At 72.9% G+C, this 12,630-nt stretch carries 10 protein-coding genes; 3 read left to right on the top strand and 7 right to left on the bottom strand.

Annotated elements, in window-relative coordinates; genetic code table 11:
- Positions 1-34: 34 nt before the first annotated feature.
- Both HA039_RS29230 and HA039_RS29225 read right to left on the bottom strand, forming a co-directional pair.
- Positions 35-955: a hypothetical protein gene (locus tag HA039_RS29230; protein ID WP_167034351.1), complete on the bottom strand. Its 921-nt coding sequence runs from the start codon at positions 953-955 to the stop codon at positions 35-37.
- Positions 956-1,044: 89 nt separating this feature from the next.
- The gene (locus HA039_RS29225; protein ID WP_167034349.1) at positions 1,045-3,033 is read right to left on the bottom strand and encodes an acetoacetate--CoA ligase; all 1,989 of its coding nucleotides are present in this window, start codon (positions 3,031-3,033) and stop codon (positions 1,045-1,047) included.
- Between the two features lie 169 nt (positions 3,034-3,202).
- Between HA039_RS29225 and HA039_RS29220 the strand changes: the two genes are divergently transcribed.
- The gene (locus tag HA039_RS29220; protein WP_167034347.1) at positions 3,203-5,566 is read left to right on the top strand and encodes a glycoside hydrolase family 31 protein; all 2,364 of its coding nucleotides are present in this window, start codon (positions 3,203-3,205) and stop codon (positions 5,564-5,566) included.
- A gap of 70 nt (positions 5,567-5,636) precedes the next feature.
- Here HA039_RS29220 and HA039_RS29215 read toward each other — a convergent pair whose 3' ends face one another.
- Positions 5,637-6,185: an NUDIX domain-containing protein gene (locus HA039_RS29215; protein ID WP_243869794.1), complete on the bottom strand. Its 549-nt coding sequence runs from the start codon at positions 6,183-6,185 to the stop codon at positions 5,637-5,639.
- 61 nt (positions 6,186-6,246) lie between these two features.
- Between HA039_RS29215 and HA039_RS29210 the strand changes: the two genes are divergently transcribed.
- Positions 6,247-7,047 (top strand): M15 family metallopeptidase, encoded by an 801-nt coding sequence (locus tag HA039_RS29210; protein ID WP_167034343.1) that lies wholly within the window; start codon positions 6,247-6,249, stop codon positions 7,045-7,047.
- A gap of 27 nt (positions 7,048-7,074) precedes the next feature.
- Here the strand turns inward: HA039_RS29210 and HA039_RS29205 are convergent, their stop codons facing one another.
- The 4 genes from HA039_RS29205 to HA039_RS29190 form a co-directional block, all read right to left on the bottom strand.
- Complete coding sequence (locus HA039_RS29205; protein WP_167034341.1) at positions 7,075-7,680, bottom strand: GTP-binding protein; 606 nt, start codon at positions 7,678-7,680, stop codon at positions 7,075-7,077.
- 120 nt (positions 7,681-7,800) lie between these two features.
- Positions 7,801-8,196 carry a DUF742 domain-containing protein gene (locus HA039_RS29200; RefSeq protein ID WP_167034339.1) on the bottom strand — a complete coding sequence of 132 codons (396 nt, stop codon included), beginning with the start codon at positions 8,194-8,196 and terminating at the stop codon, positions 7,801-7,803.
- A gap of 12 nt (positions 8,197-8,208) precedes the next feature.
- Positions 8,209-8,652, bottom strand: a complete 444-nt coding sequence (locus tag HA039_RS29195) for a roadblock/LC7 domain-containing protein (protein ID WP_167034337.1) — start codon at positions 8,650-8,652, stop codon at positions 8,209-8,211.
- Positions 8,649-11,543, bottom strand: coding sequence for a sensor histidine kinase (locus HA039_RS29190; RefSeq protein ID WP_167034335.1), 2,895 nt, complete (start codon positions 11,541-11,543; stop codon positions 8,649-8,651). The genes HA039_RS29195 and HA039_RS29190 overlap by 4 nt, the downstream gene beginning before the upstream one ends.
- A gap of 463 nt (positions 11,544-12,006) precedes the next feature.
- Here HA039_RS29190 and HA039_RS29185 point away from each other — a divergent pair, with 463 nt between their 5' ends.
- A complete protein-coding gene (locus HA039_RS29185) occupies positions 12,007-12,525 on the top strand; it encodes a hypothetical protein (RefSeq protein ID WP_167034333.1) in 519 nt (172 codons plus the stop codon).
- The last annotated feature ends 105 nt before the right edge of the window (positions 12,526-12,630 follow it).

Raw genomic sequence — 12,630 nt, 5'->3', positions numbered from 1 at the left:
TCCGCCGGGTCCGGTGGGAAGCCCCCTTCGGCGTTCAGTGGTGGTGGTCGGTGGGGTCGGGGCCGAGGTCGAACCCGGCGCGGTACTCGACGCCGGATTCCGGGGAGAGGGGCTCTCCGGTGTCGGCGTCCGTGCAGTAGGCGCTGAAGACCTCGGCCTCGGTGAGGGGGACGAGGTCTCCGTGGAGGAGCCGCCAGCCGTGGAGGCGGTCGGGGGTGCCGGGTGCGGTGGTGCGGAGCACCACTCCCCCGGGCCGTTCGAGCGCGATGCCGGCGGCGAGGACGGAGACGAACTCGGCTCCTTCGGTGGGGTCGACGGCAGCGAAGGTGTCGAGGTCGGCGGGGTCGCTGCGGTTGGCCTGGAGTGAGGCCAGGAGTTGTTCGTCGTCGGCCGGGATGCTGCACACGATGTGGTGGATGCCGGGTCCGGCCGCTTCGAGGAGGGTGAACAGGAGGCGGGAGGCGCGGTCGAAGGCCGCTCGCCCGATGTCCTGGCCGCAGTCGGCGCACGCGCCGAGGTCGGCGAGCAGCGCGGTGACGTACTCCCAGGTGGCCCTGCGGACAGCTGTGTTGATGAGCTGTGGGACCAGGGTGTCGAGGGGTTGGCCGGTGTAGGCGACGGCGGCGCCGGTCGCGGGGATGGTGGCGGTGTAGCGGCTGCGGCTGGCGGTGGTGTCGGGGTCGTGTCCGCCGGCGGCGCAGAACTCCGCGTACTCGTCGGGGTCGAAGAGGGCGACGGTGGTGTGGACGCCCTGGGCCGTGAGGGATCTGAGGAGGGCGTCGATCTGCCGCAGGTAGGTCGCGTGGTCGTCGAAGTCGAAGGTGTCGTACCGCCGCATCGCGGTGAAGTCCCGCTCGTCGGCCAGGAGGCCGACGGTGCTGGGGACTTCGCGGCGCAGCCGGCGGCGCCGGGTGCGGTCGGTGTCGGTCTGCTTGCTGTGGTCGGTGTGCGCCATGACTCCCCCTGAGCGCTGTCGATCATTGCTCACTCAGCGTAATCGGGGGGTCTGACAGTGGGGTCCGGCGCCGGGCGGCCGCGGGGTGGTCAGCGGCGGGTGCGGGCCAGTTCCTCGTAGAAGTGGAGGAGTTCGACGCGGTCGACGGATCCGGCGTTGACGGCCTTGTCGAGGGTCGCGCCCTGGAGGAGGCGTTTGACGGGGACCTCGATGCGTTTGCCGGTGAGGGTGTGGGGGACGCCGGGGACCTCGATGATCTCGTCGGGGACGTGGCGGGGGGAGAGTTCTTCGCGGAGGGTGGTCTTGATGCGGGCGCGCAGCGCGTCGTCCAGGTGGTGTCCTTCGGCGAGGTGGACGAAGAGGGGCATCCAGTAGCCGCCGTCCGGTTCCTCGACGCCGATGACGAGGGATTCGCGGATCTCGGGGAGCCGTTCGACGGCTTCGTAGATGTCGGCGGAGCCCATGCGGACGCCCTGGCGGTTGAGGGTGGAGTCGGAGCGGCCGTGGATGACGACCGAGCCGCGGTCGGTGAGGGTGATCCAGTCGCCGTGGCGCCAGACGCCGGGGTACGTGTCGAAGTAGCTGTCGTGGTAGCGGGTGCCGTCGGGGTCGTTCCAGAAGCGGGTCGGCATGGAGGGCATGGGCTTGGTGACGACCAGTTCGCCGACCTCGTCGGTGACGGGGCGGCCCTGGGGGTCCCAGGCCTGGAGGTCGGTGCCGAGGCAGGCGGCCTGGAGTTCGCCGGTGTGGACGGGCAGGGTCGGTACGGCGCCGGCGAAGCAGCTGCAGATGTCGGTGCCGCCGCTGACGGAGGCGATCCACAGGTCGTCGCCCGCTTCGTCGGCGAGCCAGCGGAAGCCGTCGGGCGGCAGGGGGGATCCGGTGGTGGCGACGCAGCGCACGCGGGAGAGGTCGTGGTCGCGGGCGGGGTGGACGCCGGCCTTGCGGCAGGCCATGACGTACGCGGCGGAGGTGCCGAAGAGGGTGGCGCCGGTGCGGTCGGCGACGCGCCACTGGGCGTCGACGGCGGGGAAGCCGGGGCTCCCGTCGTACAGGACGATCGTGGTGCCGGTCAGCAGGCCGCTGACCAGGAAGTTCCACATCATCCAGCCGGTGGAGGTGTACCAGAGGAAGCGGTCGTCGGGGCCGAGGTCGCAGTGGAGGCCGATCTGCTTGAGGTGTTCGAGGAGGATGCCGCCCTGGGACTGGACGATGGCCTTGGGGAGGCCGGTCGTGCCGGACGAGTAGAGGACCCAGAGGGGGTGGTCGAAGGGGACCTGTTCGAAGACCGGTGGGGCGGTGCCGCCGGGGGCGGACTCCACGAGGGCGGACCATGCGAGGGTGCCTTCGGGGGCCGGGGTGCCGAGCAGCGGGACGTGGACGACGGCCCGGAGGGTGGGCAGTTCGCGGCGGAGTTCGGCGACGGTCTCCGTACGGTCGTGTTCCTTGCCGCCGTAGCGGTAGCCGTCGACGGCGAACAGGACGACCGGTTCGACCTGCTGGAAGCGGTCGAGGACGCCGCGGGCGCCGAAGTCGGGGGCGCAGGAGGTCCAGACGGCGCCGACGGCGGCGGTGGCGAGCAGGGCGGTGACGGCCTGCGGGATGTTGGGGAGGTAGCCGCTGACGCGGTCCCCGGGGCGTACGCCGAGGTCGCGCAGCGCGGTGGCGAGCGCGCCGACCTGGTCGCGCAGTTCGGCCCAGGAAACGGTGCGCTGTTCCTGTGTCTCGTCGACGTGCACGAGGGCGGGGGTGTCGGCGCGGGCGGGGTCCTGCGCGGTGCGCAGGGCGTGTTCCGCGTAGTTGAGGGTGGCGCCGGGGAACCACTCGGCGCCGGGCATGGTGCGGGCGCCGAGGACCTTCTCGTACGGGGTGGCGAACCGTACGTCGAACCAGTCGGCGATCGCGGTCCAGAACGTGTCGAGCTCGTCGACGGACCAGCGGTGCAGCGCCGCGTAGCCGCCCTCGGCCGGGGCGCCGTGGCGCTCGGCGGCCCATGCCTGGAAGCGGGTGATCCCGGCGGTCGCGACGCGTGCGGGGTCGGGCTGCCAGAGGGGGACGGCGCTGGCGGCTGTGGTCATGGTGCGGCTCCCGGGCTTGACGCGGCTGACACGGACGATGCCATGTGATCGTCTTTCGCACCAGATGTCGTGGCGCGGGCGTCGGCGGGGCGGACCGATGCCCCCGTCCTGGGTGAACGGAAGTTGAACGAAGCGCTTCCCGTGGCGGGCGAGTGGCAGGCTGAGCAGCATGGACGGTCGTGAACTGGTGCGTTCGATGAAAGTGGTCGGGTCGGTACAGGGGCTGCGCTCCGTGCGGTCGGCCTGGCGGCAGCGGCGCGCGGACGCGAGGGCGCTGCCGGTGCGTGGCGCGGAGCGGGCCCGGGTGCCGGGGCAGGCGGCGGGGGCGCGGCCGGAGCCGGGCGGGGGTGTGGTGCGGTTCGCGCGGGCGGAGCTGCGGGTGTGCGTGACGGTGGGCGGCGCGGTGTTCTGGGGGTGGGACGGGGCGGAGGCGTTGCCGTCGTACGCGCTGGCGGGTTCTCCGCCGGATCCGGACCCGCGGGCGGAGCTGGAGCCGGACACGGACGGTGGCTGGCGGGTGGTGTCGGAGCGGGTGATGGTGGCGGTGTCGCGTCACGGCGCGGTGGAGATCCGTACGCCGGGCGGGGTGGTGCTGCGGCGTGAGCTGCCGCCGCGCTGGTGGGAGCCGGTCGCGGGGGGTGTGGCGCGGTGGGTGCAGCGGGCGGAGGTGGCGGCGGACGCGCGGTTCTTCGGGCTGGGCGGGCGGGCGCGGGGGCCTCGGCTGGCGGACGGGACGTACCGGTTGTGGAACACGGATCCCGGGGGCCGGTTCGGTCCTGAGGACGATCCGCTGTACGTGACGATGCCGGTGCAGATGGTGGTGGCGGACGCGGGCACGCATCTGGCGTTCGTCGACAACTCGTGGGACGGGCGGGTGACGCTGCGGGAGGGTGAGGAGGGCGCGGGTTCGGGGCACGACCGGCCGGGGACGAGTGAGCTGCGCATGGACGGCGGGCCGCTGCGGTGCTGGGTGGTGATCGGGACGCCGGCGCGGGTGCTGCACGGGTGGACGGCGCTGACCGGGGCGCCCGTACCGCCGCCCGCCTGGGCGCTGGGGCCGCAGCACGCCCGGTGGGGGTTCGGCAGTGCGCGGGAGGTGCGGCGGGTGGTCGCCGGGTACCGGGAGCGGGGGCTTCCGCTGTCGGCGGTGCATCTCGACATCGATCACTTCGACGCGCATCAGGTCTTCACCGTGGACGGGGAGCGGTTCCCCGATCTGCCGGGTCTGGCGGCGGAGTTGCGGGCGGACGGGGTGCGGCTGGTGTCGATCGTGGACCCGGCGGTGAAGGCGGCGGCCGGGAACGCGGTGTACGAGAGCGGGCGCGCGGTGGACGCCTTCGTGCGGGACGCGCGGGGCGAGGAGGTGCGGGGTGAGGTCTGGCCCGGTGCGTGCGCGTATCCGGACTTCACGGATCCGGGGGTGCGGGAGTGGTGGGGCGGGCTGTACGCGGAGCGGCTGGCGCAGGGGTTCTCCGGGGTGTGGCACGACATGAACGAGCCGGTGTCGTTCGCGCCGTTCGGTGACACGACGCTGCCGCGGTCGGCCAGGCACCGGCTGGAGGGCCGGGGCGGTGACCACCGGGAGGCGCACAACGTCTACGGCCTGGAGATGGCGCGGGCGGGGTTCGAGGGGTTGCGGGGACTGCGTCCCGACGAGCGGCCGTTCCTGTTCTCGCGGTCGGGCTGGGCGGGGATGCAGCGGTACGGGGGGACCTGGTCGGGGGACGTGGCGACGGGGTGGCCGGGGCTGCGGGCGTCGCTGGCGCTGGTGTTGGGGCTGGGGTTGTGCGGGGTGCCGTACTCGGGTCCCGACGTGGGTGGTTTTGACGGGAGTCCGTCGCCTGAGCTGTATCTGCGGTGGTTCCAGTTGGGCGCGTACATGCCGTTGTTCCGTACGCACGCGGCGATCGACGCGGGGCGCAGGGAGCCGTGGGAGTTCGGGGCGGAGGTGTTGGAGCACGCGCGGGCCGCGCTGGCGGAGCGGGAGCGGTTGCGGCCGTACTTCATGACGCTGGCGCAGTTGGCGCGGCTGACGGGGGCGCCGTACGTGCGGCCGGTGTGGTGGGGGGCGCCGGAGGACCGGGCGCTGCGGGACTGCGAGGACGCGTTCATGCTGGGTGACGGGCTGCTGGTGGCGCCGGTACTGGCGTGCGGGGCGGACCGGCGGGCGGTGCGTCTGCCGCGCGGGCGGTGGTACGACACGGCGACCGGGAGGGCGTACGAGGGGCCGGGTCAGGTGTTGGTGGACGCGCCGTTGTCGCGGGTGCCGGTGCTGGCGCGGGCGGGTGCGGTGATACCGGTGCGCGGGGAGGACGGGGCGGTGGAGCTGGAGGCGTGGGCGCCTGCGCCGGGGCGGACGGGGGGCGGGCTGGTGATCGGGGACCCGGGCGACGGCTGGGGCGCGGCGGAAGTGGAGCGGTACACGTCGCGGGTGGTGGACGGCGAGGTCCGGGTGGAGCGGGTGACGGACGCGGGGGCGGTGGCGCCGGAGCGGGCGGTACGGGTGCGGGGGGTGGCGTCCGCCGGGGGGTGAGGTGGCCTTGGCGGGGCCGGGGGGCCGTGGGGGCTGCGGTGGGGGCCGGACTCGTGTCGGGCCGCGCGGGTCAGGGGCGGGGGGCGGTGTTGTAGTGGTCTGCGAACCAGGATCGGGCGGCCTTCGTGTGCAGGGGGAACGCCAGTTCCTCGGGGGCTCGTAGCAGGTGCCAGCCGGTTGTCTCGTCGGTGGGCGTGGGTGGCGGAAGGTGGTCGGCGGGGCGTTCGGGGAGCAGGCCGAAGACGAGGAGGTGCCCGTCCGGGGAGCTGAGCGTGTCGGCGAGCCGTACGTCCTCCTCGGCCGCCTCGATGCCCGTCTCCTCCCGCAACTCCCGTACGAGGGCGTGCTGCCAGGCCTCGCGGTGGTCGATGAAGCCGCCGGGCAGGGCGACCCCGCCGCGCATCGGTTCGATCGTGCGGGTGATGACCACCAGCGCCCGTCCCCCGGCGTCCGTCACCGGGAGCAGCGCCACGGCGACGGGCAGCGGGTTGCGGTAGGCGGTGACGCCGCAGGCCGCGCAGGTGCGGGGCCAGCCGGCGTTCGGCGGGTACGGCGTGCCGCAGCTGCCGCAGTACGCGTTCGACGAGGGCTTCTTCGGCTTCTTCTCGGGCTCGGACACGCGCGGACTGTATCCGATCGGACTTCCGCCGGTGCGGGGAAACTGATAGACGAAAGGGCTCATGAGCCCTCTTGTGTCGCTGTTACGGGTCCTGACCGCCTCGGCCGTCGCCCTGCTGGCCCTTCCCGCCCCCACGGCGGGCGCCGTCACCGAGCCCCGGGCCCCGGCGGAGTTCGTGGCGCTGCGGTCGGTCGCGCCGACGATCGTGCAGGAGATGCGCTACGCCACACCGCACACCTTCCTGGGCGTACGGGTGGACGGGTACCGGCAGCCGGTCTGTCTGGTGACCCGGCCGGCCGCCGAGGCGCTGCGCGTGGCGCAGGCGAGGTTGCTGCGGCAGGGCTACACGCTGAAGGTGTACGACTGCTACCGGCCGCAGCGGGCGGTCGACCACTTCGTGCGGTGGGCGAAGGATCTCCAGGATGAGGCGATGAAGGCGGAGTTCTATCCGCGGGTCGACAAGTCGCGGCTGTTCGAGGACGGTTACATCGCGGAGAGGTCCGGGCACAGCCGGGGCAGCACGGTGGACCTCACGCTGGTGAGGCTTCCGGCGCGGCCGACCCGGCCGTACGTACCGGGTGAGCCGCTCGCCCCGTGCCACGCCCCGCGGGCGGAGCGGTTCCCGGACAACTCGGTGGACATGGGCACGGGGTACGACTGCTTCGACACGCTGTCGCACACCGATGATCCCCGGGTCCAGGGGGCGCAGAGGGCCAACCGGCAGGTGCTGAGGAGCGCGCTGGAGGCGGTCGGGTTCGCCAACCTGCCCGAGGAGTGGTGGCACTTCACGTACCGGCCGGAGCCCTTCCCGGACACGTACTTCGACTTCCCGGTGGCGTGGCGGTCGGTCGCCGGGCGCTGACGGGCGGCCCGGCGGGGCCGGGTCCGCTCAGGTGACGGCGTGGCGGCGGTGGCGCTCCGCGCGGTTGAGCGCGTGCTCCACGACCGTGACGAGGACTTCCTTGACGGATTCGCGCTCGCGCGCGTCGCACATCACGAGCGGGACCTCGGGGTCGAGGTCCAGGGCGGCGCGGACGGTCTCGCCGGGGAAGCGGTCGGCGCCCTCGAAGCAGTTGACGGCCACGGTGAAGGGGATCCCCCGCCGCTCGAAGTAGTCGACGGCGGCGAAGGAGTCGGCGAGGCGGCGGGTGTCGGCGAGGACCACGGCGCCCAGCGCGCCCTGGGCCAGCTCGTCCCAGAGGAACCAGAACCGGTCCTGGCCCGGGGTGCCGAAGACGTACAGGACGAGGTCCTCGCGGAGGGTGATCCGGCCGAAGTCCATGGCGACCGTGGTCGTCGTCTTCTCCTCGACGCCGTCGACGTCGTCGACGGGCCGGCCGGCCTCGCTGAGCCGCTCCTCGGTGCGGAGCGGCCGGATCTCGCTGACCGCGCCCACCAGCGTGGTCTTGCCCACCCCGAACCCGCCGGCGACGAGGATCTTCAGGGTGACCGGGTCGACCGGGCGGGGCCGGTGGCTAGTGCGCCCGAGGGTCATGGCTCTCTTCTCCCCCGACGGCGTGGGTGCCGTGCAGAGACATCGTGGGTCCCAGGTGATCGGTTGAGGGTCGGTGTGCGGGTGGAAACCGTGGGGCTGTGCGGGTGGAAGCGCCGTGGGTCAGAGCGCCCTCAGCCCGTCGATCACATCGCGCAGGATGCTCACGTCGGGCAGTTCGGCCGGCGGGACGGGGCGCGTGACGTGGACGATGGCGTCCTCGACGAGGTCGCCGACCAGGACGCGCACCACCCCGACCGGCAGGTCCAGGCTCGCGGAGAGCTCGGCGATCGACTGGGGGCTGTCGTTGCAGCGGTCGACGATCTCCACGTGCTCCGGTGAGAGCATCTGGTCCCGGCCGGGGTCGTCCGCCTTGGGCTCGGGGATGACGATCGCGATCAGGTCGAGCCGGTGGCGCGTCGCGGTGCTGGTGCGCCCGCGCGTCATGGCGTACGGGCGTACCACCGGTCCGGCTTCGCCGTCGAACCAGTGCTGCGAGTCCTGATCTTCGTCACTCATGTCGGCCCCCACTCACCCTCCGGCGGGCAGACCGGACCGCGGCCTCGTGGCGAGGTGGACGCCGACCCGCTTGACCATCAGCGTCATCTCGTAGGCGACCTGGCCGACGTCGGAGTCCGCGTCGGACAGGACGGCCAGACAGCTGCCGTCACCGGCGGCCGTGACGAAGAGGAACGCGTCGTCCAGCTCCACGACGGTCTGCCGGACGCTGCCGGCGTCGAAGTGCCGGCCGACGCCCTTGGCGAGGCTGTGGAATCCGGAGGCGACGGCGGCGAGGTGCTCGCCGTCCTCCCGGGTGAGGTCCTTGGACGTGCCGGTCGCGAGGCCGTCACCGGAGAGCACAAGTGCTTTGCGGATGCTGGCCACCCGGTCGACGAGTTCGTCGAGGAGCCAGTTGAGCTCTCCGGCGCCGTCCCGGTCGGCGGAGTTGCGTGCTGCGGCGTTCGGTGCGGTCATCGACCGTCCCCCTCCGATGTGGTTCTGTCTGTCTCGCCGGGGCCGGTGGTCTCTTCGGCGTCGTTCTGCCGGCGACCACGCTGCCAGCCTCGCTGGAGCGAGGCCATACGGTTGCGTACTTCGTCCGCGTCCCGCTCGCCGTCCTGTCGGTCCGCGGGCGTCTGACCAGGGACGCGCTCGGGAGCGCTGTCCCTCAACTGAGGTGCGAGGTTGGCCTGCCGTACGCGGCGGGGCAGGCCGCCGAGAAGGTCGGGGCCCTCGTCCGTTCCCGCGCCGCCCCCGGCGGCGGCCCCGGCGTCGCTCCGGGCCGCCGAGGCGCGGCCCTTGAGCGGCGCGGGGACACCGGAGAGCGGTCCGCCGGAGGGCGGTTCGACGTGTGCGGCGGGGGACTCGGCGCGTGTACGTCCGGTCTCGTCGACCCGTCGGCCGCGGTCGGCCACCAGCGTGGGGGGCCTGCGGCGGGGCAGCGAGAGGGGATCGTCGGACCGCCCGGAGGCCGGCCCCGTGAGGGGCTCGTACGGTTCGCGCAGGTCGCGCGGCTCGGGGGCGGGGCGGCCGTCGCGCCGGTCGCGGGCCTCCCGGGCCTCGTCGCGCGCGCTGCGGACGCCGTCCCGGGAGGTGCGTACCTCGTCGTGGGTGAGCCGGGTGTCCTCACGGAGAGGCCAGGGCTCCCCGGTGTCGCGCCCGGCGAGGTCCAGGTCGAGGTCGAGATCACGCAGGTGCTCGCGGGCGCGGAAGATCCCGCCGCGCTCGCCGTCCGGTTCGTCGAGTCCGGCGATGCCGTCACCTCCGCCGCGTATCGGCCTGCTGTCCCGGCCGAGAGGACCCATGGGTGCTTCGAGTTCGACCGGTCCGTCGAGCACGGAAGGACCGCTGCCCAGGCCGGTCGGGATCTGCGCCAGCGCGGTGAGCCGGCCGGTGGAGCCGCTCTCGGCGCGGCCGCGGCCGCGCTCCCCCGCGGTCTTGCGGTCGAGCCGGAAGCCGACGCCCTCGGTCTCGGGCGCGTCGGTGAGCAGGGCGACGGGGAGGAACACGACGGCGGTGGTCCCGCCGTACGGGGAGGGCTGGAGCGAGACGCGGACGTTCTGCCGCTGGGCGAGCCGGCTGACCACGAACAGGCCGAGGCGGTCGGTGTCGGAGAGCTCGAACTCCGGTGTCTCCGCGAGCCGCAGGTTGGCGTCGAGGAGCATCTCCGGTGCCATGCCGAGGCCGCGGTCGTGGATCTCCAGGGTGAAGCCATTGGCGACCCGCTCACCGTGCACCTGGACGGCGGTGTGCGGGGGCGAGAACACCGTGGCGTTCTCCAGCAGTTCGGCGATGAGGTGCGTGAGGTCGGCGACCGCGGGGCCGCCGACGCCGATGCGCGGGAGCCTGCGGACCTCGATGCGCTCGTAGTCCTCGACCTCGGCGACCGCGGCGCGCACGACGTCCATCAGCTGGACGGGCTTGCGCCACTGCCGGGACGGGGCCGCGCCGGACAGGATCACCAGGCCCTCGGCGTGGCGGCGCATACGGGTGGTGAGGTGGTCGAGCCGGAAGAGGTCGGCGAGTTCCTCGGTGTCCTCCGTACGGCGCTCCATGGTGTCCAGCAGGGTGAGCTGACGGTGGAGCAGGACCTGGTTGCGGCGGGCGAGGTTGACGAACACCTCGGAGACCCCGCGGCGCAGGTCGGCCTGTTTGACGGCGGCCTCGACGGCCGCGCGCTGGAGGGTGTTGAGGGCCTGGCCGACCTGGCCGACCTCGTCCTTCTCGTAGTCGAGGCGCGGGGCCTCGGTCTCCACGTCGACCTGTTCGCCCGCGGCGAGGCGGCGCATGACGCTGGGGAGACGGACGCCGGAGACCTCGTGGGCCTCCTTGCGGAGCTGGGAGAGGTCGCGGATCAGGTCGCGGCTGACCCGTACGGACACGATCACGGAGACGAGGAGCGCGAGGAAGCCGAGCACGCTCGCCAGGCCGGCGCGGAAGTACGTACCGCGGCGCAGGGGGTCGATGTGGGCCGAGTAGAGGCTGTCGGCGCGGTCGCTCTCCAGGTCCAGGTCGTCGAGGACCGGGACGGTCAGCTTCTGCCAGCCGGCCGCGTTGATCACCCGGGGGCTCGCGCCCGCGCCGGCGGCGATCAGGCTGTCCTCGGTGGAGCCGAGGGTCAGGGTGGAGGGGGTGCGCCAGTACTGCTCCAGGATCGCGCGGTCCCGGGACGGCAGGTCGGAGAGGTTGGTGCTGTAGAGCAGCACGCGGCTCGCGACGAGGTCGGAGACGCGGCGGATCTCCTGCCCGCTGATGCTGCCGGTCATGAGCGCGGAGGTGACGAGGGCGTCCTCGCGGGACAGCATCTCGCGGGCGCGGGCCAGACCGATGAGCGCGCGGCCCCAGTTGTCGGCGTCCACCTCCTGGAGGCCGTGGAGGGTCGCGAGGAAGGTGAAGCCCGGGTCGACGATCCGGCTGTAGAAGTCCAGGGCGCCGGTGCGGGAGATCTTGCTGTTCTCCACCGAGCGGCGGGTGGCCGCGAGGCCGTCGAGACCGCTGATGACGGAGGTGAGTTGCTGGTCGGTGACACTGTCGAGGTCGGAGCGGAGGTCGGGCGTCGCGTGCGCCTTGACCCGCGCGGCGAACTTGTCCGTGTCGGCGCGGCGCTTCTGGAGGGTGACCAGGGCGTCGGGGGCGCGGGGGTCCGCGAGGAAGATCAACGTCTGCCTGCGCTCGTCCTGGACGGCGTGGATGGTGTCCTCGACGGGACCACCCACCTTGCCCATGACGTAACCGACGTCCAGGAGCCGCTTGGCGTCACTGCCGGTGAGCGTCGTCGCCAAGGCCCAGAGGGCGGTGAGCGAGACGAGCGGCACGAGCAGCAGCGCCACGATCTTCCGGCGGATCGACTTCCCGCGAAAGCGCATGGCCTCCCCCTGCTCGATCCCCGCACGGTGCGGGGGTCACCGAATGAACTTCCGTCAACAAACGGCGCGAGCCTACTACTGTCACACCGACAACTCGAAGACACGTCCGGATGTTTTTCGGCCGCCTCCCTACAACTTGATCATGAGTTGTCCCGGTACGCGACGAGTTGCCGTCCGTAACTGGGACGAAAAACACCGGGCGGGCGACGGGGCGGATGACGTGTGAACTCTCAACCAGATGGCCGGAATTGTTCCGCGGCGGTCACGCTCGGGAATCTTCGCGCGTCACGGTTCGTCCTTGTGTACGGAGATGTCCTGTGTGCGGGGGTCTCGTGGTGCGCGGGGGATGTCCGTGTGGGCGGGCGTGAAACGGCGGATGTCGGGCAGTGACCCTTGAGGCCGGACCTACGGCGGGCCTCGGGGCCGGAGTTGTGGTCGGACAGTGGTGGGGAGTGACGGGTCCATGGACACGGATCAGCGGCGTGGTGCGGCGCCGGCGGACGACTTCGCGGGGGTCGCGCAGGGGTTTCCCGGGGGCTTGCGGCGGCTGTGGGTCGAGGAGCCCGCAGTCAGGTATCGCATGCCGGACCCGGTCAGGAGAGCGGCGGTCCGGGCGGTGATCATCGCTTCGGTGACACTGATTCAGGCCATGATTGCGTTCCTCGGCACGCTCACCGCCTCGTGGCTGGCGTTCCCGATGGTGATCAGCAGCGTGGCGTCGACGGTGGTGGCGACCTGGTCGGTGCTGGACGTGTGGGTGACGCGGCAGGTGTGGAACCAGCGCAACGGCGTGGTGTCCGTGCCGAGCAGCACGGCGCGGCAGTTGCGCCGGGAGCGGCGCAGGGCGCGCCGCGGTGCGCGGAGCGCGGTGCGGGACGCGGAGCGTGCCCGGCGTGCTGGGCGTGCTGGACGTGGTGGGCGGATACCGAGGCGGCATGAGGGTGGGCGGGAGCGCGGCGGAAGCCGGCTGAGCGAGGCGTGAGGCCTCGTTCAGCCGGGTGCGCGGTTTCGTTCAGGGGCGTGAGGGCTCGTTCCGTCCCTGCTCCCGCTCCCGGGTGGGCCGTCTTTGCGCCCGGGTGGGGGCCGC

The sequence above is a fragment of the Streptomyces liangshanensis genome (assembly GCF_011694815.1).
GTDB lineage: Bacteria > Actinomycetota > Actinomycetes > Streptomycetales > Streptomycetaceae > Streptomyces > Streptomyces liangshanensis.
Note: the sequence above shows the minus strand (reverse complement) of the source record. Positions and strands in the feature narration are given on the sequence as shown.